This is a genomic window from Amycolatopsis sp. NPDC052450 (assembly GCF_044547565.1).
Classification (GTDB): Bacteria; Actinomycetota; Actinomycetes; order Mycobacteriales; family Pseudonocardiaceae; genus Amycolatopsis.
Genome location: NZ_JBIUAQ010000038.1, coordinates 60,530 through 79,896, shown reverse-complemented (window position 1 = coordinate 79,896; position 19,367 = coordinate 60,530). Strand labels below are relative to the sequence as shown.

Genomic DNA, 19,367 nt, shown 5'->3' with positions numbered 1-19,367 from the left:
GTCGGCTCTTGAGTACCCCCTGCCCCTCTCCCACTCGCCCGGGGCGCCCGTCCCGCACCCGACCACCCCCCCCCCCCCCCCCCCCGGCGCCCCCCCCCCCCCCCCCCCCCCCCACGCCCGCTGCCCAGTGCGGTCGCGTGTGCTCGGAGGGACGGCACCCGTGTCGGGATGGACGACACGCGTGATCAGAGGGACGACACGCGTGTCCAGGCGGACGACTCGCGGAGGACCCGGGCCGCGCGCGTGTCGTCCGTTCAGTCACGCGTGTCGTCCGTCGGGTCACGCGAAACCGCCTGGGTGGTGTGGAAGCCTCAGTGCACCCGCCGGTCGCCGGCCGTGCCCCGGTACCGGATCGTCCACAGGCTCCGGCGGATGTAGGTGCGCTGCAACCACCGGTCCCGCCCGTTGTGCCGCGCGAAGAACTGCGACCGCGCGTGCAGGCCCTTCCGGTTGTTGATCAGCAGCGCCGTCCCCGGCTCCAGTTTGACCTGGTGCGCGACCTCGCGGCAGACCCGCTGCAGTTCCTCGAGCGCCTGTTCCGCCTCGACGGTCTCCCCCACCACACCGTTGGCCGACACCGCCACTTCCGGCGAGTCCGCCGGCCCGGAGATGATCGGCACGAGGTCGGAGAGCACGTCAGCCCCCTTCGCGACATCGCGCACGTAGCTGCCGGGCGCGTTGAGCCGGAACAGCGGGCGGCGCAGGACGTCGAGCACCTCGGGGGCCAGCGCGGCGGAGATGTCCCGGCCGTCGGCGTAGTAGGTGACGGCCTCCTTGTTCCCGTCCTGGCGTACGCAGTTCAGCACCAGGAAGTCCGGATTGGACACGTCGTAGCGGCCGAGGTCGTCGTGCACGATGTCGTTGTGGAAGTTCAGGAACACGTGCGAGCTCTGGTTGGTCTGGCTCCGCGCGCCCGCCGAAACCGGGACGACGTCGTGCACGAGCCGCCCGCTCTTCTCGGTGGTGAACCCGACGGGCTCGCCGAGCAGCTGGCTCAGTCCCAAAAGGACGGTCTCGGCGACGAACGTCTTCTTGTCCTTGCTGGGTTCCCCGTCGATCGGCGTCTCCGGGAGCTCCTGGTCCACCGGCAGGTTGCGCACGAGCGCGACGCCGGGGGTGTCGACGTGCCTGCCGAAGTCCAGGATCGTCTGCAGCTGGTCGATCGGCAGCTTCGAGAACGCGACCCGGAGCATCGCGAGCGAGCGGTCGATGTCGTCGGCGGGGTTCGGGAAGGACCGCAGCTCACCGCCGATGGTGTCCCGGACCTCGTCGGCGAGCACGACCTCGGCGAAGGTGCTGACTAGGGTTTCCTGCTTGCTGGTCATGGTGTCCTATCTGCTTTCCGCCGCCGCTGGACCGGCGGTCTTGTCCAAGTCCTTTCCGGACTTTTTTCCGAACCTGGCGATCAGGGTGAGCGCGGGGGCGGTCGCGATCGTCGAAACCAGCGTCATGATCACGAGCATCGCGAACACCGCCGGGCTGATCACCTTCAGCTGGAGGCCGACGTTGAGCACCACCAGTTCCGTGAGCCCCCGGCAGTTCATCAGCGCCCCGAGCGACAGCGACTCGCGCCAGCCGACACCGGTCAGCCGCGCCGCCGCGGTGCTGCCCGCCCATTTCGCGAACACCGCCACCGCCGTGATGAGCAGGGTCCAGAGCCACAGGGATCCGGAGCCGAGCAGGCTGAACTCGGTGTGCAGTCCCGTGTAGGCGAAGAAGAGCGGCAGCAGCAGGGTGAGGGTGACGCTGCCGAGCTTCCCGGCCGCGCGGGCGACGACCGGGTCCTTCCTCGGCGCGATCACCCCGAAGAGGAAGGCGCCGAAGATCGCGTGGATGCCGATTTCGTTGGTGGCCAAGGCCGACAGCATGATCCCGCCGAGCAGGATCGCGAGCACCGCGGGTTCGGGCACCCGGCTGAGCACCCTTCCCAGCAGTGGCTTGACGACGTAGATCATGAGCACGACGAACGCGAGGGTGAGCCCGGCGGTCAGGAAGACCTCCGACGGCGCCCCGCCCTGGCTGACGGCGACCACGACGGCGAGCAGGCACCACGCGGCGACGTCGTCGACGGCGGCGCAGGTGAGGGCGAGCGCGCCGAGCGGGGTCTTCGAGATCCCCCGGTCGGTGAGGATCCTCGCCAGCACCGGGAAGGCCGTCACGCTCATCGAGACCGCGATGAACAGTCCGAACGCAAGGAAGCCGACGTCTCCGCCGAAAGCCGGGTACATGCCGAGCGCGAGCAGGATGCCGCAGACCATCGGCAGCGCGATGCTGACCTGGCTGACCGTCACCGCCGTGAAGCCGCGTTTGCGGACCGCGTCGACATCGATCTCGGAACCGACCAGGTACATGAAGAAGATCAGGCCCAGCTGCGAAAGGATGTCGATCGCCGAGACCACGCCGCCGGGGAACAACCAGCCGAAGGCGCCGGGCAAGACGATCCCGAACAGCGACGGCCCCAGCAGGATGCCCGCGACGATCTCGCCGATCACCGCGGGCTGGCCGAGCCGCCGGGCCAGGACACCCGCCAGATGGCAGGCGCCCAGGATCACCGGCAGCGCGACCAGCAGGCGCGCGTAGACGTCGGGTCCGCCGCCCGCGGCCTTCGCCGCCGTGCTCGCGACCGGCGCGTTGGCCGCGCCCAATCCGAGCACCACGACGACGACCACCGCCGGGACCGCGATCAACGCCGTCCCGACGACGATCCGGCGCAGTGTGGTGCGCCCGCCGCGATCCCGCACAGCCGTATCCATCGAGTTCTCCCTAACCGGCACGCAGTTCCAGCGTGCAGCATTTGACGCTGCCGCCCGCCTTGAGCAATTCGGACAGGTCGGCACCGATCGGTTCGAAGCCGTGCTCCCGCAACTGCGCGGTCAGCCCGGTGGCCGCCTGCGGCAGCACGACGTGCTTGCCGTCGGAGACGGCGTTGAGGCCGAAGACGGACGCGTCGCGTTCGGAGGCGAGGATCGCGTCGGGGTACATCTCCTTCAGCAGCAGACGGCTGTCCTCGGAGAACGCCCCCGGGTAGTACATGACCGTGTCGTCGTCGAGGACGGCGAGCGCCGTGTCGAGGTGGTAGTACCGCGGGTCGATCAGCGTCAGCTTGGTCACCGGACGGCCGAAGAACTCACGCGACTCGTTGTGTGCCTCGGGGTTCGTGCGGAACCCGGTCCCGGCGAGGATCGTGCTCCCGGTGACGAGGTAGTCGCCCTCGCCCTCGTTCACCCACTGCGCCTGCCGCACGTAGCGATATCCGTTGGCCCGGAACCATTCCAGGTACGCCTCGGACTCGCCTGCCCGCTGCACGTGATGGAATCGCGCGACGAGCACCTGCCCGTCGACCACGGTCGCGCCGTTGGCCGCGAACACCATGTCGGGCAGGCCGGGCAACGGGTCGAGCAGCTCGACACGATGGCCGAGGTCGACATACAGATCGCGCAGCCACTCCCATTGCGCGACGGCCAGCTCGGTGTCCGTGGGTTTCTTCGGGTCCATCCAGGGATTGATCGAGTACTCGACGTCGAAGTACGTCGGTCTCACCATCAGGTAGTGCCGTTGGGTGGCAGTCCGTGACACGCTTCCTCCACGCGGTTTTGGGCGTCTTCCGCCACCGGACCCTGGGTGAGGCTCCGGTTTCGTCGAACAGGATTCGGTGCTACTTCTGGGTTTCGGAGAGTTTGACCTCGATCTTGCCCGCCAGGTCGTTCGCGTTGCGCATGGCTTCGTCGAAGGTCGAGCCGAGCGCGCCGATGCCACCGAAGATGTTGTTGCCCAGCGGCGGGCGCTTGATCAGGTCGCCCGGCTTCGCGAAGATCTTGAGGTAGTACAGGGATTCCGAGTCGTTCACCGCCGGCGGAACCTCGATCGAGGCGATCACGCCGCCCGGGCAGATCAGGCACATCGCGGCGGTGTGCAGTCCGGTCGGGCTGAAATGACGGACGTCCGGCCGAACCCCGCGGGAGACGTTCATGAGTCCCTTGATCGGGTCGTAGCCCGCCGAAAGCCGGGCCATGTGGTCGAGTCCCCCGCCGCCGGGGCGGACGGCGATCTCCAACAGGAACGGCTTTCCTTGATGGAAGCGGACTTCGGCGTGCAGCGCACCGCGGGTGAGGCCCTGTGCCCGCACTCCGGCGGTCACCACGGCGTGCACCTCGGCGACCTGTTCGGCGGTGAGCGACGTGGGCGCGTGGTGCACGTCGTCGTCGAAGGTCTCGCCCTCCGACGTGACCCTGTCCACAATGGACGCGAGGTAGACCTCGTCGTCCCAGGCGACGGCTTCGATGAGGTGCTCATGACCGTCCAGAAAGGACTCGACGAGCAGGCCGTGCGGGCCGGGGTCCAAGCCTTCGGCCTCCATGTTGTACCAGCTCATGCCGTCGATGCCTTCGCGCGCCTGTGCGTAGCGCTGCCGCATCTTCTCCTCGTCGTCGACCCGGAACACGAAGTTGCTGGCCGCGCCGAGTGTCGGCTTGAGGATCACTGGATAGCCGAAGTCCTCGGCGGCCTGGAGGGCCGAATCGAGGTCTTCGACGAACCGGAAGTCCGGATGCGCGGCCCCGCCCTTTTCGTGCGCCTGCCGCATGATCAGCTTGTTTCGGCTCGTCCGCGCCGCATCCACCCCGACACCGGGCAGGCCGAGCGCTTCGGCCACCGCGGCGACCAGGACCACACCGGACTCGGAGAAGGTGAGCACGCCGTCGAACGACTCTTCCGCGTGCCAGGCCTTCGCGTGCCGGATCAGGTCGTCGATGTGGTTGCTGCCGGCGACCCGGTAACGCTCGGACGGCCAGAGATCCTCGGTCCCGATCCCGTTGAGCACGTACAGCACCCCGCCGAAGTCCTCGATCTGCTGGTACCGGGGCAGGTAGTAGTAGGAGTTCTGGCTGGCTTCCAGCGCGAGCAGTTTCACGACACACCTCGTAGGGCAGGACGGATCGGGTGGACACCGCCCGCTCGCACGAGCGGCCGGTCGAGTGGTTCGAGTCCGGTCGGGGCCGGTTCGGCGCCGGTCAGGCGCGCGGCGAGGGACCGGGCGATCAGCGGGGCGAACTTGAACGACGAGCCGCCGCACGCCGCGTAGGACAGGACCCGGTCGCCCAGGACGGCGAGCATCGGGCCGAGGGTGGAGCGCCGGGCCAGGTAGTGGCAGTCCCGGGTGTCGATCAGCCAGTCCCGCCGGAAGCCCGGGATCAGCGCGGTGAACGTGTCGATCAAATGCTCACGCCACCACGAGGGCACGGTGGCGCCGCCGACCTCGTCGACCACCCGGCACGCGCTCGCGGCGCTGAGCTTCAACGGCGTCCCGGCGACCGGCGGCACCAGCCAGGCGCCGCCGTCGGAGCCGAGCGAGGTGATCGCCGGGGTCGCGGCCCACGCGGCGGCGTCGGCGGGCGGGACGTCGCAGTAGAGCATGGTCTGCCGGTGCAGCACGAGTTCCCTGGACAGCTCGGGCGCCAGCAGCTCCCGCGACCACGGCCCCGCTGCCAGCAGCACCGCGTCCCCGCGGAGGGTCTCGCCATCGGCCAGCCGGACCTCGGCCCGGTCGGCGTCGACCCCGACCACCTTGCGATGCGGGTGGAGTTCCGCGTGCGCGTGCCAGCGCAGCCAGCCGGCGCAGGCCGCCAGCAAGCGATCGGCGAGCAGGATCCCCGCGTGCGACTCGAAGACCGCGCCCGTACCGGGCACGAATCCGGCGTGCGGGAACTCGGCGGCGAGTTCATCCGGGCCGAACACTTCGGCCTTCGATCCGGCCGCCGTCAGCAGGTCCCGCGCGGCTGTCGCGTCGTCCGTCCCGAGCGCGGTGAGCGCGCCGGACTGTTCGTAGAACGCCGTGGACAGCAGGTGTTCGAGTTCGATCCACGCGTGGTGCGCGCCGACCGCGGCCGCCGTGGTGGCGAGGTCACCGGGGTGCAGCGCGCGCAGCACTCGATGACGGTCGAACGACGTCGCGCCGGAGAACGGGATGTCCGCCTGATCGGCGATCACCACTTCGTGCCCGGCCGACACGCACTCCACGGCGGTCAGCAACGCGATGACCCCGCCGCCCGCGAGCACGACTCGCATGGCCTTCCCCCTCCTGGCGAAAAGTTCGATGGGCGCGACGAGGTGCCCGGACGCCACGACTGGGCGCGTGGCATCCGGGTCTTGCCCCCGTTGGGCAAGGATTCAGGAGTCGCGCGGGGTCACGAACGTGTCGTTGATGACGTAGCCGTCGAGGCCGTACGTCTCCCCGTACTCGATGAGATCGCTGGTGCGGTTGAGGAAACCGCGCCCGTTGTTGTTCAGCGAGGTGTTGCACAGCACGCTGAACCCGGTCTGCTCGCGGAACGCCTCGAGCAGGTCGGTGATGCCGGCGTTGCGTTCCCGCGTCACCGTCTGGGTGCGCGCGGTGCCGTCGATGTGCGTGATGGCCTTCAACTCGTCGGAGGTGACGTGGTTGAAGTACAGCATGTACGGATCCTCGACCGAGCCGACGAACCACCTGGGAGCGTCGGATTCCAGCGCGATCGGGGCGATCGGGCGGTAGTCCTCCCGGCGCTTGATCTTGTTGAGCCGCACGGTGGTGTCCACGGTGAACGGCGCGGCCAGGATCGACCGGTTGCCCAGCGCCCGCGGGCCCATCTCGTACCGGCCACGCGCCCAGCCGATGATGTTGCCGTCCTTGAGGTACTTCGCGACCTCGCTCGCCACGAGGGGCCGCGTCTCGTACTTGGCGGGATCCGGGATGACGTCCTCGACGAAGTTCTCCCCCGCGTAGACGTCCCATTCGATGGTCGCCTGCCCGGTGTAGAACCACTGCGCGTCGATGGCCGTGCCCAGCGCGGAACCGCTGTCGTTGGGGCAAGGCGGCACGAACACCGAGGAGAACAGGCCGCTCTCACGCCACATGCGGTTCCAGTCGCAGTTCAGGCCGCAGCCGCCGGAGATCAGCAGCGGCAGGCCTTCGGTCAGGTTCTTCTCGGCGTAGTCGTGGAACCGGTTGAAGATCGCCTGCGAATGCTTCGCCGCCGCGTTGCGGTACTCCTGCGACCAGACACCGGCGTTGTACAGATGGGACCAGGACATCTCCTCTTTGGACAGACCGAGGATGATGCCGTCGCGGTCGAGGATGAAGTCGATGGTCTTCTGCTCGTCCGGGGTGAGCGGGCCGGGCTCGGCGAACCCGGTCAGCGCCATCTGCTTGCCGGCGTCGTTGAACCGGAATTTTCCCTTCCCCAGCGGGAAACCCGGGTCCGCCAGCGCGAACAGGTACGCGTACTTCGCACCGGGGTCGGCCAGCACGTGCTTCAGATGCGTGGCCTCACCGCGTTCGTCGATCCGGTAGAAGTCGCCGATGTTCCCTTCCCACACCAGGGAGTAGTACGCCTGGCCGGGCGCCGCGGGGGCCATTCCAAGGGAAGTGTAGATGTGCGAGCGCTCGTGAGTGGAGGAGAAGTAGCGCACGTCCTTGCCGAAGAACTTGCCCGCCTCGTCGGAGATCGCGCCCTCGCCGACACCGAAGTATCCGGTGCGGGAGGGCGGTTCCACCGAGAACTCCCCCTTGACCCAGCCACCGAGCGCGACCACGTCGGGGCGGGCGTCGAGCATGCCCGCCGCCCGCGCCATCAGCTCGCCGGTGATCCGGTCGTAGCGCGGGTAGTTGTCCTTTTCCGACTCCAGCGCGAACAGCAGCTTGCCGTCCTCGATCGCCACGATCCCGCCATCGTGCCCCTCCTTCATCGACAGAATCAGCATTGTGTCACCGAATTTCGCTCGCCTTCATTCGTCGACTCATTCAAACCGCGCGGCCCGTTGACCGGAAGCGCCGCACGGGGAGAACAATCAACCTTCGGACGAGCCACCGGGCAGCGTGCGCACGGCCTCGTGGCGCAGCGATTCGAACGCGTTCTTCCTGGCCCTGCGGCCCGCCATCGGGACGGCGGCGGCGAACGGGCTCGGTTCGCGTTGCCGCTCGGCGGCGAACGCGCTGACCAACCGGGAGACCGCGTACCGGCCGGCGACGCTGGCACGCTGGAGAAGTCCGGCGTCCACTACGGATTCGAGGAGTTCGTCGGCGGTCTCGATCATGATGCCCATCGCCGCCGCGATGCCGATCGACGTCGTCCAGCCCGCCCCGCTCTGCCCGAAGTGATGGATGGCCTCCCGCTCGGCGGCCGAAAGCCGTTCGTACGCCGAGGTGAACCGGTCCCGGACATTGACGTCTCCCACGGCGAGACTGTCCATGAGCCGCCCGCGATCGGCGAGCTGGCCCGCCGTGTACGCGATCGCCCATTCCGGGCGCGCGGCGATCTTGCGGCCGACGATGTTGATCGCCAACGGCAGATCCCCGCACAATTCGGCGATCATGTCGGTGGCGCCGTGTTCCGACCGCACCCGGTCCTGGCCGGCGATCCTGCCGATCAATGCCAGCGATTCCTTGCGGGAGAACGTGTCCAGCTCGATCCGGTTCGTGTCCTCCAGCCCCAGCAGCCGGGCGCGGCTGGTCACCACGACCTGGCTGTGCGGGGCCCGGCCCAGCAGCGGCCGCACCTGTCCTTCGTCGCTGACGCCCGCGAGGAGCACGAACAATCTGCGTTCCGCGAGCAGGGACCGGTACAGCCCGATCCGCTGCATCGGGTCGTCGGGCACGAGATGCGCCGGCACGCCGAGCGCGCGCAGGAAACCACGCACGATCCCGTTGGCCGACCGGCCACCGGTTCCGCCGTCCCCCAGATCGGCGTAGAGCTGCCCGTCGGGAAAGTCCGCCGCCACCTCTTCCGCCAGCCGCAAGGCGAAGGCCGTCTTCCCCACGCCGATCGGCCCGCTGACGAGCAACGGCACCTTGACCGGTCCGGTCGCCCCGATCATCCCGGCGGCGTCGGCCAGATCCCTTTCCCTGCCGACGAAAGTCCTCGATCCCATGGGCAGCTGAGCCGGATGGGCGAGGCGGATGACGCCGGATGACACCGCGTGCGCGGCATCCGGCGGAACCTCCGCCTGCGGCGTCGGGGCACGGTCCTCCCGGATCTCGGCGCCGCTCCCTGCCTGTCCCGCGATACTCCGCCAACGCCGTTCCCACGCCGCACGATCCCCACCGCACGCGGAGACGAACGCCAAGGTCACGGCGAGAGTGGGCAGCCGGTGGCCGCTGGCCGCGCTGGACAGCACGGAAGGTGCGAACAGTGCCGTCCTCGCGAGTTCCCGGTAGCTCGGGTTTCCCGCTCGGTTCCTCAAAACGCGCAGATCGTGAGCGAATGCGGCGATCGGACCGGTTGTGCCGTCCAACGGTCGCTCGGGTCTGCCCATGCCATCTCCTCCCCTGGATGGGGTAACGCAATCGCGCTGCGTGACCGCCACCCCTGTGGCCTTCCTGCCCACAACCCTAAAGGACCAATCAACCATGCAGCAGATACAAATAGGTGACTCAATGTACAAAGTCCAATAGTTGGACGCGGAAATTCACCCCCTTGGTGGCACCGGATAGGGTTCGCCCATGTCTGACGCCCTGCCGCCACTCGCCGAACTCCGGCGGGCCGCCGAAGTGTTCAACGGCTTCGCGAATGCCGACACCTCTTGGCTTCGACTCGTAGCGGCTACGTCCGATCAAAGAGGGCGGTCCGCGATCGACCTGTCACAGCCCGCACATCGCACAATTCTTCTTCGCTGGTTGAACTCGTGGGGATGCCGGATCCGATACCCTCGGGACGACGAGCCCGCCCCCTTCGACGAGGGGGTCCGGGCTTGGTGGGAGACCTGGGGCGCTACTCTCCCGTCTGTCGACCTCGCCGACCTGACGGACGAGGGGATCGACACCGCCGCGAAGGCGTACGCGGACCTCTCGGGCGTCGCCGTCTCAGCCGGACGGGTCCGGCGCACACTCGGTCCGACGGCCGCGGCCAAGGCACTGTATGCGTTGCGGCCCAACACGATCATGCCGTGGGACGCCGCCATCGCGGCCGCCCTCCACGGCGCCCGCGACGGTGCCGCGTTCGGCAGACACCTCCGGCTCGGCCGCGACTGGGCCGCCGCGGTGATCGCGGAGACGGGAGACGGCGGGGAGGACATTTCTGCCCTGGTGGGCAGGCCCGTGTCACTGGCGAAGGTCCTCGACGAATACCTTTACGTCGCCTTCACCATGGGCGCCAAGGGTGACTGGGGAACAGACAGCGGAGAATGGTGGAAAAATGGTAACCGGGGATGATGTCAGGAAGATCGCTTCGGAGCTTCCCCGCGCCTATGAGGCGCTGGTCCGGGACCGGGCGAAGTTCCGCGTGGGGCGAATCGTCTTCCTTTCGCTCTCACCCGACGAAACCGTGATGGGATTCGGCTATCCCAAAGAAGAGCGGGAAGCACTGGTGGCAGGCGAGCCGGACAAGTTCATGATGCCGATTCCCTCCGATATGCGCTATCAGTGGGTTCGCGTCCGGCTGTCCGCGATCGATTACGAGGAGTTACGAGAGCTGATCGTCGACTCGTGGCGAATGTGCGTGCCCAAGAAGGTCTGGACGGAATACCTGGAAAAGAACCCGCGGTGAACCCCTCCTTTCGGCGTGCGCCGTTCAGCCCCCTCGACTGCCCTTTTCGGTCGCGTGAATCGCCATTCGGCCGATAGAAAAGGCGAGGGTACCGGTAAGTCCGTGAAGGCCTCCTTGAGGGACTCTGGGTCCCTCAAGGAGGCCTTCACGGACCACCACGCCCGCAGGTCCGCACTTCGCACCCCCGAACGCGCGTGATGGCCTACTCCGCGACCTCTTCGATGGCGGAGGTTCCGCGAGAGCCGGGAGTCCCGTACCGCTCCCAGACCTCGTTCAGCCGGATCCGCCCGTCCGGCAAGAACTCCGGAGTGTTCGTGCTGTGCCCCGCGATCACCTGGCCGCTGGCCAGGACCATCGTGTACGCCATGTCGATGGTCCCGTCCTCGCCGCACTTCCCGGTGAGCGACCCGAGCCGCACACCGCCGCCGGTCAGTTCGGCCCACACGAGGTCGTCCTTCTGCCGGTACAGGGTGACCGGCGCGTTCGGGTCGGTGCTGACCTTGCGGAACCGTTTCCCGTCGTAGTTGATCATCCGTGCTGCTCCGTTCGAGTCGGGAACCACAGGTCGTCCGAGGTGAGATCCGCGAGGTCGTACTTCCCGAGCGCGCTGGCCAGGAGCCGCAGTTCGAGTTCGAGGCAGCGCACCAGCCGCACGAGCCCTTCGGTCGCGTCCTCGTCGACGGCGAGGAGCGCCGCCCGGCCGAGGCCGACCGCGGAGGCGCCCATCGCCAGGCATTTCAGCGCTCGGGCCCCTTCCCAGATCCGCCCCGACACCAGCAGCGACGCGTCATGCTTGCCGACCCGGCGCAGGCATTCCACGAGCGGCAACCCCACCTGGTCGAGGAACACCGAGGGCGCCCAGCCGGTGCCGCCCTCGGCACCGTCCACGGTGACGGCGTCCGCGCCCGCCGCCCACGCGACCTGCGCGGCCTCACCGACGTCGCGGCCCGGGTGCAGTTTCACCCAGGCGCGGGCGCGCGGGTAGTTGTTGCGCATCAGGTGGATCTGCTGGCGCAGGATCTCCCCGGTGAAGGTGCCGGGACTGCTGGACCGCAGCACCATGGCCGTGTCGTCGCCGAAGGCTTCGTCCACTGTGTACTGTTCGGCGACCTCGCCCGCGGCCGTGCGCGAGAGCACGGTCATCCCGCCGAGGCCCGGTTTGGCCCCCTGGCCGACCTTGAGCTCGAACGCCAGCCGCCCGGTTTCCAGCAGTTTCGTCGCGGACGGGTCGCTGTAGACGAGGTTCCACACCTCCGCGTCGGCGTCTTCGGTGCTCTGCTGGACGACGACGCCGCCGAGCCCGTCCGGCACCGCGCCGGCGTACGCGCGGATCCGGCCGAGCAGGCCGTCTTCGGCCTTTTCGCCCATGCGACCGTATCCGTGCATGGGTACGACGTTCTCGCCGATCACCATCGGCATCCCGAGCCTGCCGGCCTGCTCGCTCGCGGCGATCCCGAGCCCGCTGCCCGCCACCTGCGTGGAACCGAACGCGCACAGGAACACCGGCGATGGCGCGGTGAAGCCGCCGAGCACGGTCGACAGTCCGACGTCGCCGTAGACCGGTTCGCGGGCGAGGTCGAACATCTTCTCCAGGCGTCGCGGGACGAACACCGGCGGCACGATCCGCGCGCGGTCGAGTTCGTCGGTAGTCGATTCGACGTCCGCGCCGAACAGCGACCGGCCGTATCCCGCGACGTCGGGGAAGATCGCCGCGCTGCCTTCCCGCGCCCTGGCGCGGATCGCGTCTTCGGGGAGCTGCCGTGCGGTGATCACGGCGCCGCGATCCCCGGCAGTTTCGGATACGCGTTGGCCTGCCAGACCGCGTCCAGCCCGGCGATGTACCGCGTCACCCGCTCGAGTCCCATCCCGAAGCCCGCGCTCGGCGGCAGCCCCTCGCGGGCGAGGTCGAGGTACCAGGCGTACTTCGCCGGGTTCTCCCCCGTCTCCCGCATCCGTTCGATCAGCCGCCGGTACTCGTGCGTGCGCTCGCCGCCGCTGCAGAGCTCGCCGAATCCGTCCGAGGCGATGAGGTCGAAGTTCCGCAGCACCCCGGGTTCGGTGCTGGACTCGCCGTCGGTGAACCCGCGCGACCCCTTCGGGTAGTCGACGATGAAGAACGGCCGGTTCGTCTGCTCGGAGATGATCCGCTCGCCCTGCCAGTCGATCTCCGCGTCGGCGCTCTGCCCGTGCCGCAGGCTCTGCAACCGCGACACCGCCTCGCGGTGCGTCATCCGCTCGAAGTCCTCTTCGAGCAGTGCCGTGAACGCCGCCTGGTCCCGGCCCAGCGTGGCGAGGTCCACTTTGGACTCACGCAGGGTGTACGCGACCACGTGCCGGAGCAGGCCCTGGGCGATGTCGAGGACCTCCTCGCGGCTCGCCCGCGCGACCTCGACGTCGATCTGGGTGAACTCGACCAGATGCCGTCCGGTGGTCGAGGTCTCCAGCGGCTCCAGCCGCACGTTCGGGGCGACGTAGAAGATCTTGTCGAACGCGAGCAACGACGCCTGCTTGTACAGGATGACGCTGGTCATCATCTTGTACTTGTGCCCGTAGTAGTCGACGTCGACCTGTTTGGCACCGCGGCAACCAGGGTCGGTGACCGGTCCGATCAGCGGCGGCTGGAGTTCCACGAACCCGTTCATCCCGAGGTACTCGCGGGTGCCCGCGGTGATGCTGTTCTGGATGCGCAACGCCGCCTGCGTCACCGGTGACGTCAGGTGCTCGCGGGTGCCCGGCGGTAGGCCCACTGTTCCGGTCATGTTCCACTCCCCTGTATTGGTTGTACAGTCTCGATTCCGGGCAGCCCGTACTTCTCGTCGAACGACCGCTCGACGTACCGCAGCGCGTCCAGCAGGTCGCTCGAGGTCATCCGCCGGTCCGCGGGCAGGTCGACGAGGTCGCCCAGCGGCATCGCGCCGATCCGCTGCCATTCGAGGCGGCCACTGGCGTCCAGCCGGCCACGCGCGCGGCCGGCGTTGTCCGGATGCAGGCAGAACGGGACGTCCAGCTGGCCCCGCGCGAAAGCGGCGACCAGCGCCCTGCCGAGGTCGCTGTCGAGCGAAAGGACGTTGTCCACCAACGCTTTCGCCTGCGCGTGGATCCCGGTGTCGCCGAGACGGCCGATGCGGGACACGCCCCGTGCGGCCTCGGCGGCGTGTTCCAGCGCGGTCACGTTCTCGGCCACGGTCGGCAGCCGGTGCGCTTCGGCGGTGGTCTTGACGATCAGCCTGCTCGCCCCGGTGCGCGCGGCCAGCCGCGCGGACTCCCCGATCAGCGCGAGCGCGCCGTCCGGGGTCCTCGGATAGACGCCCATGTAGCCGTAGATCACCACATGGGTCCGCGCGTGCGGCACGTATTCCCTGATCAGCGCCTGCAGTGCGGCGACGGCCTCCTCGTCCTGCCCGGCGTGGGTCTGCTGCGCGTAGCTGAAGGACAGGCAGCGGATCCCGTGCCGCCAGAAGAACATCCCCTCCAGCACACTCAGCGCCACCAGCAGCGCGGGCGGGCACAGCTGGCCCATCATGCAGCCGCCGAAGGTCTCCAGATGCGGCTCCAGCTCGGGGCCCCGGGCTTCGGCCAGCGTTTCGCACGACCGCCGCCAGTTGTCGACGGCCGCCGAGAGCGGCATCCGGCTGTACGGCAGGCAATACGACACCGGCCCGCCCTCGGTCGCGTGCAGCCCGAAGTCCAGCAGCGTCCGCACGATCCGGCGGGGGTCCGCCGAACCGTGCCGGATCTGCACCGGGAAGTCCCTGGTCAGCACGCCGTCGAGCAACGCCGTCGTCGTCGCGGGATCGTGGTCGACCAGCGGGTACCCGTTGAGATCGGCGCCGGCGGCCAGCGCCGCGCGGGCCGCCTCGTGGTCGCCGACCCTGGTGTAGCTGTCGATCGTGATGGTGCCGACCGTCGCGGCCCGAGCCGCCCTCGTCGCCAGCAACCCCCTGGTCATCCGCCCCGGATCGGCGAACCCCATCCGGGGCTGGACGACCAGGTCTCCCTTGGCGTGGTGACGCGCGATCACCGCGCCGAACGAAAGTCCCCGCGGTGGGGCGAGCACGCTCATCCGGCGCCCAGCGGGACACCGGTGCGTACGGACAGCGTGCGGAGGAAGGTGCGGAACGGGGTCAGGCCGCCGGAGTCCTCGAACACCGCGTCGAAACCGGCCTCCAGCAACCGTGCCGCGTTGCTGCCGCCCGTGACGTCGAGCTTCCCGCCGATGACGACCGGCGTCGTGACCAGCTCCCCCCGCGCGCGGAAGGCTTCCATCAACCGGACGCCGTCCTGGCGGCCGTGCCCGTTGAGGCTGCTGATCACCACCAGATCCGGCCGCCGGGCGGCGCATTCGCGCACGATGACCGCGTCCGGCACACAGGCGCCGAGGTTGGTCACCCGGCAGCCCAGCTCCTCCAGCAACAGCTCGAGGTACACCAGGTTCCAGGTGTGCGCGTCCGACGAGAGCCCGGTGACGATCACGTCGAGACCGGCGTCCGGAAGCGCGGACTGGACGGCTTCGATGGTCATGGTGCGGCGTTCTCCCTCTCTTCGCGATCCGGCCGCACGTCGATCTCGATCAGCGCGACCGCCTCTTCGGCCAGGCGCGACGCCTCCGCCGGGCTGTCCGCGGTCACCATCAGATCGCCGACGCGGTCCCACGAACTGCGCAGCCCGCCGAACCGGTCACCCGCCGAAACACCGACGTCGCACATGAACACGCCTTCGGACTGCGACGCCTTTTCCACTCCGCGCACGTCCTCGACGAGCCCGGGCTCGATCGAGAGGAACCGGACGGCCGCGCCGCGTTCGGCCTTGCGCGGCAAAAGGTCCGCGACCGGCTCGTCCTTCATCACCGAGAAGTAGGCGCGGTTGAGCTCGACCGGGTAGGCACGCTGGATCAGCTCGATGATGCCGTCGCCCGCGAACCGCCCGGCGCATTCGACCAGGTACGGGACGCCGTCCGAGACGATCCACTCGCAGTGGACGATCCCGGTGCGGAACCCGGCCGCGTGGGTGAGACGCCGGGTCTCCTCGGTCAGCAGCGCGGTCAGCGCGTCCGGGATGTCGGCCGGGACGATGTGCGCGAGCTCGATCGGGCGCGGACCGGGGAACAGCTGCTTGCCGGTGACGTTGGCGAACAGCGGCTCACCGTCCCGCAGCAGCATCTCGACGCTGTACTCGTCGCCCTCGACGAAGCTCTCGGCCAGCATCTTCAGTTCCATCGCGCGGTCCGGGACGAAGACCCCCTCGTCCTGCACGACACAGTTCGCCCACGCCCGCTCGGCCTCGGCCTCGTCGGTCAGCACCTGGGTCCCCACCGATGCCTGCCGGTTCGCGGGCTTCAGCACGATCTTCCCCGGATGCCGCGCCATGAACTCGCGGACCTGCGCCGGGCTTTCGACGCGCGCCGAAGCCGGGTTCGCGATCCCCGCCGCCCGGCTGACCAGGCGCAGCACCGCCTTGTCCCGCAGGATCCCCGCCGCGCCGAACCCCGCGCCCGGCAGGCCGTAACGCTCCGCGAGCCGGGCCGCGAACGGGGTCGCGTACTCGGTCAGCGGCACCACCGCGGCCGGGTCGAGGTCGTGGTGGACGTGGTAGAACTCGTCCGCCTTGCCCGGCAGGTGGAACTCCCATTCGATCAGCTCGCGCACCAGGGCCGAACCGGCGACGGTCTTCCGCGCGTCGCGTTTGCGGACGACGTCGGGTTCTTCGACGAAGATCACCGAGCCGTCGGGCTGGAAGTCCTTGATGGACGAACCCAGCGCCGCGGCCACGAACCCGACCAACAGCACCGGCCTCGTCATGACTCGGCCTCCGCTGTGTTCTCGACGTAGTACCAGTTCTCGGGATTGATCAGCCCGTACGGGTTGATCGGCGAGAACCCGCGCAGGTTGCCCTTGACCTCGAACAACCGCCGCGGGAACGTCGGCATGAAGATCACCGGGGCCTGGTCGGCGATGTACTCCTGGTACTCGTGCAGCGCTTCGAGGTCGTCGGAGGTGACCGTCTTCGCGATCAGCTCGTCCGCCTTGGCGTCGCGGTAGTTGCTGAAGTTGCAGGAAGCCCCGCTCTGGAACAGGTTCTCGCCGGTCGGATAGTTGTAGACCCAGCCGCCGCCCCAGCAGGACAGCTCCCACATCCGTGCCTCACCGGGGCCGTCCTGCGCCACTAGGACCGAGCCCATCACTTCCTGCAGGCGGATCTCGATACCCGCCTTGGCCGCGTTGTCGCGCAGTTGCTCCATCAGCCGGGTCAGCGCCGGCCTGCCTTCCCAGTACCGCAGCGAGAAACTCAGTTCCGTGCCCGCCGGGATGCCCTCCCCCGCCTCACCGGGGCCGGTGCCGGGGCGCACGCAGACCGCCGGGGAAACGCTGACGTCCCAGCCGTTCTCGGACAGCAGGATCCGCGCCTTCTCCAGGTCGAACGGCCAGAAGCCGCCCCGTTCGGTGATCTTCGGCGAGACGAGGTCACTCGTCGGCAGCACCGGGATGGGGCCGGTCTGACTCCATCCGTAGCCCTGGTAGATCTCGCGCGCGCCGTATTCCTGGTCGAGACAGCTCTGCAGCGCCTGCCGGACGTACGGCTGCCGGATCAGGTGGCCGGCGATGGTCGGGTTGCCGAAGTTCACCGCGATGAAGTTGATGGTGAACAGGATCTGCGGTTCCAGCTGGAAGCCGTCGCCGAGCGGGTTGGGGCCACCCTTGGCCGGGTCGCCGTCCGGCTGGACACCCATGCCCAGCGGCAGGAAGCCGACCTCGACGTCGCCCGACTCCAGCAGCGCGTACTGCTGTTCGTCGGACGACGTCGGCACCTGGCGCAGTTCGTCGAGGTGCGCGGGGTTCGGGCCGCTGTAGTGCTCGTTCGGGACGAAGGTGACGACGCCTTCTTCGGTGTAGCTCTTCAGCTTCCACGGCCCGTTGACGACACTCCACACAGGACTGTCCGCCCAGCGGGTACGGTGGCTGTTGTCCTCGGCGACGGGGTCGCCGTTCTCCGCCATCAGGTACTCGTACACGGCTTCGGCCTGGCCGATGTCGTGCGTGGCGTCGGCGGGTCCGTCCGCGGTGCGGTCCCATGCCTTCGGCATCGGCGTGATCATGGTGAGCTGGTTGAGCAGGATCCAGTTCTTCGAATACGCCTTGTCGAAGGTGAAACTGACCTTGTCTTCGGCCACCTTCTCGAACGACACCAGGTTGTCCGGGAAGAACCCCTCGGTGTAGGCGCCGAACTTCGGCCCCTTCACCTTCAGCATGTTGACCCAGAAGATGACGTTGTCCGCGCAGACCGTCTCGCCGTTGGACCACTTCCACGGCTTGATGCGGACCGTGCAGGTGCGGCCGCTTTCGTCCCACACCGGCTCCTCGCCGATGCTGAGGTCGTGGTCGACCGTCGGCTCGCCGTCGCGGCCGAGCCAGTACAGCGGCCGGTACATCAGCATCTGGAACTCGTAGAGGTTCCGCATGCCGTACCGCTCACCGGGGGTGAACGGGAAGATGATCGCCGGCGGGAATCCGGGCAGGCAGGCCCAGGTCGCCACGCCGCCCTTGATCGGCTTTTCCGTCATGACTTTCGTTTCCTCCGCTCGTCGCCGCGCTCAGGCGGCGGTCGCCTCGAGAACCTCGGCCGGCCGCTTTTCCTGCGCCGACAACGGTTTCGCCAGACTGAAGTAGGTACCGATCACGATCGCGCCCTGCAGGAGAGCCAGCCCCCAGAAGGCGTAGGGCACGGAAGTCGCGTCCGCCAGCGAGGACAGCACGACCGTCGCGCCGACACCGAGCCCGAGGCCCAATGCCTGGGTGCCGCCGAAGATCCGGCCGACGCGCTCTTCCGGGCTGGCCCGCATCAGCAGGGTGCGGGCCGCGATCCGGCCTTGCGCGAAGCAGAACCCGGCGAACGGGATCGCCGCCATCAGCGCGATGTAGTGCAACGGCTGGATCGCCAGGCAGATCAGGTTGCCGAGCGTGCCGAGCACGGCGAGGTGGATACCCTTGAACCGCTTGCTGACCTTGCCGTACGCCGCGGCGCCGATGATGAACCCGGCACCGGCGAGCGCGTCGACCACCCCGATCATCCAGGCGCCCTGGTTGAAGGTCTGCAGGATCAGCGTCGTGAGGATGACGTTGGCGACCATCAGGCCGATGTTCCCGTTGGCGTACAACAGCGCGAGCCGCTTCACCGGCTGGCGCACCGGCGTCTCGACCGGCGTCGACGGGGTTTCGGTCGTGGTGGTCTCGACGGTCACCGGCGTCTTGACCGGTTTGCGGCCGATCGCGTAGACCAGCACGGCCGAGAGGACGAAGCTCAGCGAGTTGAACACGAACAACGGCGTGGCACCGAACCAGATCACCAGGAAGCCCGCCAGCGAGGACGCCAGCAGCATGCCGGAGTTGCTCGCCATCTCGAAACGCGAGTTGAACTTCCCGAGCCGCTCGTCCCGGATCCGTTCCTTGATCAGGCCGTTGCTCGCGGGCATGAACAACGCCGCGGTGCAGGCGAGCATGAAGTTCGCGATGTAGGAACCCAGGTTCGCCGGGCCGCCCATCCACAGCCACAGCGGCAGCGCCAGCGCGGTCATCGCGCTCACCAGATCCGCCGCCACGCACAGCATCCGGCGGTCGACCTTGTCGACCAGTTTGCCGAACAGGACGGCGAGCGCGACCTGCGGGATGGACACCGCGATGAACAGCCAGCCGACGGCGAGGGTGGTCTGTTCGGCGTGGAAGACCAGGATCGCGGCCGCGGTGATCTGGAACGCGTTGCCCGCCGTGGTCACGAAGCCCGCCGGCACCAGCAGGCGTTCGGCGAGCCGGGAACTCCGGGCCACGTCGGGGGAGAGGGTGCTGTCGAGTGACATGGGGT

The 19,367-nt window shown here is 68.6% G+C and carries 17 protein-coding genes; 2 read left to right on the top strand and 15 right to left on the bottom strand.

Annotation, left to right across the window (positions count from 1 at the left end; genetic code table 11):
• Positions 1-311: 311 nt before the first annotated feature.
• The 7 genes from ACIHAO_RS37895 to ACIHAO_RS37865 form a co-directional block, all read right to left on the bottom strand.
• Complete coding sequence (locus tag ACIHAO_RS37895) at positions 312-1,325, bottom strand: TauD/TfdA family dioxygenase (RefSeq protein WP_396566288.1); 1,014 nt, start codon at positions 1,323-1,325, stop codon at positions 312-314.
• A 6-nt stretch (positions 1,326-1,331) separates the two neighbouring features.
• Complete coding sequence (locus ACIHAO_RS37890) at positions 1,332-2,753, bottom strand: cation:proton antiporter (protein WP_396566286.1); 1,422 nt, start codon at positions 2,751-2,753, stop codon at positions 1,332-1,334.
• Between the two features lie 10 nt (positions 2,754-2,763).
• On the bottom strand, positions 2,764-3,576 hold the full coding sequence (ddaH, locus tag ACIHAO_RS37885; RefSeq protein ID WP_396566284.1) for a dimethylargininase: 813 nt from the start codon (positions 3,574-3,576) through the stop codon (positions 2,764-2,766).
• Positions 3,577-3,655: 79 nt separating this feature from the next.
• A complete protein-coding gene (locus tag ACIHAO_RS37880; protein WP_396566282.1) occupies positions 3,656-4,909 on the bottom strand; it encodes an ATP-grasp domain-containing protein in 1,254 nt (417 codons plus the stop codon).
• A complete protein-coding gene (locus tag ACIHAO_RS37875; protein ID WP_396566280.1) occupies positions 4,906-6,063 on the bottom strand; it encodes an NAD(P)/FAD-dependent oxidoreductase in 1,158 nt (385 codons plus the stop codon). Before ACIHAO_RS37875 ends, ACIHAO_RS37880 begins: the two co-directional genes overlap by 4 nt.
• A 102-nt stretch (positions 6,064-6,165) precedes the next feature.
• Positions 6,166-7,734, bottom strand: coding sequence for a carbamoyltransferase C-terminal domain-containing protein (locus ACIHAO_RS37870; RefSeq protein WP_396566278.1), 1,569 nt, complete (start codon positions 7,732-7,734; stop codon positions 6,166-6,168).
• Between the two features lie 87 nt (positions 7,735-7,821).
• Positions 7,822-9,285 (bottom strand): NB-ARC domain-containing protein, encoded by a 1,464-nt coding sequence (locus ACIHAO_RS37865; protein ID WP_396566276.1) that lies wholly within the window; start codon positions 9,283-9,285, stop codon positions 7,822-7,824.
• Positions 9,286-9,472: 187 nt separating this feature from the next.
• Between ACIHAO_RS37865 and ACIHAO_RS37860 the strand changes: the two genes are divergently transcribed.
• Together ACIHAO_RS37860 and ACIHAO_RS37855 are read left to right on the top strand one after the other, a co-directional pair.
• Positions 9,473-10,180 carry a hypothetical protein gene (locus tag ACIHAO_RS37860; RefSeq protein ID WP_396566274.1) on the top strand — a complete coding sequence of 236 codons (708 nt, stop codon included), beginning with the start codon at positions 9,473-9,475 and terminating at the stop codon, positions 10,178-10,180.
• On the top strand, positions 10,164-10,514 hold the full coding sequence (locus tag ACIHAO_RS37855) for an MmcQ/YjbR family DNA-binding protein (RefSeq protein ID WP_125788277.1): 351 nt from the start codon (positions 10,164-10,166) through the stop codon (positions 10,512-10,514). Before ACIHAO_RS37860 ends, ACIHAO_RS37855 begins: the two co-directional genes overlap by 17 nt.
• 202 nt (positions 10,515-10,716) lie before the next feature.
• Here the strand turns inward: ACIHAO_RS37855 and ACIHAO_RS37850 are convergent, their stop codons facing one another.
• The 8 genes from ACIHAO_RS37850 to ACIHAO_RS37815 are packed head-to-tail and all read right to left on the bottom strand — an operon-like array spanning position 10,717 to position 19,362.
• Positions 10,717-11,046, bottom strand: coding sequence for a hypothetical protein (locus ACIHAO_RS37850; protein WP_396566271.1), 330 nt, complete (start codon positions 11,044-11,046; stop codon positions 10,717-10,719).
• Entirely contained in the window at positions 11,043-12,287 is a 1,245-nt protein-coding gene (locus ACIHAO_RS37845; RefSeq protein ID WP_396566269.1) for a glutamate synthase-related protein, read from the bottom strand. The genes ACIHAO_RS37850 and ACIHAO_RS37845 overlap by 4 nt, the downstream gene beginning before the upstream one ends.
• Positions 12,284-13,273, bottom strand: coding sequence for an asparagine synthetase A (locus ACIHAO_RS37840; protein ID WP_396566267.1), 990 nt, complete (start codon positions 13,271-13,273; stop codon positions 12,284-12,286). Before ACIHAO_RS37840 ends, ACIHAO_RS37845 begins: the two co-directional genes overlap by 4 nt.
• Entirely contained in the window at positions 13,270-14,577 is a 1,308-nt protein-coding gene (locus ACIHAO_RS37835; RefSeq protein WP_396566265.1) for a methylaspartate mutase, read from the bottom strand. The genes ACIHAO_RS37840 and ACIHAO_RS37835 overlap by 4 nt, the downstream gene beginning before the upstream one ends.
• On the bottom strand, positions 14,574-15,035 hold the full coding sequence (locus tag ACIHAO_RS37830) for a cobalamin B12-binding domain-containing protein (RefSeq protein WP_396566263.1): 462 nt from the start codon (positions 15,033-15,035) through the stop codon (positions 14,574-14,576). The genes ACIHAO_RS37835 and ACIHAO_RS37830 overlap by 4 nt, the downstream gene beginning before the upstream one ends.
• Positions 15,032-16,312 carry an ATP-grasp domain-containing protein gene (locus ACIHAO_RS37825; protein WP_396566261.1) on the bottom strand — a complete coding sequence of 427 codons (1,281 nt, stop codon included), beginning with the start codon at positions 16,310-16,312 and terminating at the stop codon, positions 15,032-15,034. Before ACIHAO_RS37825 ends, ACIHAO_RS37830 begins: the two co-directional genes overlap by 4 nt.
• Positions 16,309-18,072 (bottom strand): ABC transporter substrate-binding protein, encoded by a 1,764-nt coding sequence (locus ACIHAO_RS37820; RefSeq protein ID WP_396566259.1) that lies wholly within the window; start codon positions 18,070-18,072, stop codon positions 16,309-16,311. The genes ACIHAO_RS37825 and ACIHAO_RS37820 overlap by 4 nt, the downstream gene beginning before the upstream one ends.
• A 30-nt stretch (positions 18,073-18,102) precedes the next feature.
• Entirely contained in the window at positions 18,103-19,362 is a 1,260-nt protein-coding gene (locus tag ACIHAO_RS37815) for an MFS transporter (protein ID WP_396566257.1), read from the bottom strand.
• Positions 19,363-19,367: the final 5 nt, after the last annotated feature.

Excerpts from the sequence above, each read along its gene's own strand:
- ACIHAO_RS37895 (WP_396566288.1), bottom strand. The coding sequence starts at position 1,325 with ATGACCAGCAAGCAGGAAACCCTAGTCAGCACCTTCGCCGAGGTCGTG.
- ACIHAO_RS37890 (WP_396566286.1), bottom strand. The coding sequence starts at position 2,753 with ATGGATACGGCTGTGCGGGATCGCGGCGGGCGCACCACACTGCGCCGG.
- ACIHAO_RS37875 (WP_396566280.1), bottom strand. The coding sequence starts at position 6,063 with ATGCGAGTCGTGCTCGCGGGCGGCGGGGTCATCGCGTTGCTGACCGCC.
- ACIHAO_RS37870 (WP_396566278.1), bottom strand. The coding sequence starts at position 7,734 with ATGCTGATTCTGTCGATGAAGGAGGGGCACGATGGCGGGATCGTGGCG.
- ACIHAO_RS37865 (WP_396566276.1), bottom strand. The coding sequence starts at position 9,285 with ATGGGCAGACCCGAGCGACCGTTGGACGGCACAACCGGTCCGATCGCC.
- ACIHAO_RS37860 (WP_396566274.1), top strand. The coding sequence starts at position 9,473 with ATGTCTGACGCCCTGCCGCCACTCGCCGAACTCCGGCGGGCCGCCGAA.
- ACIHAO_RS37855 (WP_125788277.1), top strand. The coding sequence starts at position 10,164 with ATGGTAACCGGGGATGATGTCAGGAAGATCGCTTCGGAGCTTCCCCGC.
- ACIHAO_RS37850 (WP_396566271.1), bottom strand. The coding sequence starts at position 11,046 with ATGATCAACTACGACGGGAAACGGTTCCGCAAGGTCAGCACCGACCCG.
- ACIHAO_RS37840 (WP_396566267.1), bottom strand. The coding sequence starts at position 13,273 with ATGACCGGAACAGTGGGCCTACCGCCGGGCACCCGCGAGCACCTGACG.
- ACIHAO_RS37835 (WP_396566265.1), bottom strand. The coding sequence starts at position 14,577 with ATGAGCGTGCTCGCCCCACCGCGGGGACTTTCGTTCGGCGCGGTGATC.
- ACIHAO_RS37830 (WP_396566263.1), bottom strand. The coding sequence starts at position 15,035 with ATGACCATCGAAGCCGTCCAGTCCGCGCTTCCGGACGCCGGTCTCGAC.
- ACIHAO_RS37825 (WP_396566261.1), bottom strand. The coding sequence starts at position 16,312 with ATGACGAGGCCGGTGCTGTTGGTCGGGTTCGTGGCCGCGGCGCTGGGT.
- ACIHAO_RS37820 (WP_396566259.1), bottom strand. The coding sequence starts at position 18,072 with ATGACGGAAAAGCCGATCAAGGGCGGCGTGGCGACCTGGGCCTGCCTG.
- ACIHAO_RS37815 (WP_396566257.1), bottom strand. The coding sequence starts at position 19,362 with ATGTCACTCGACAGCACCCTCTCCCCCGACGTGGCCCGGAGTTCCCGG.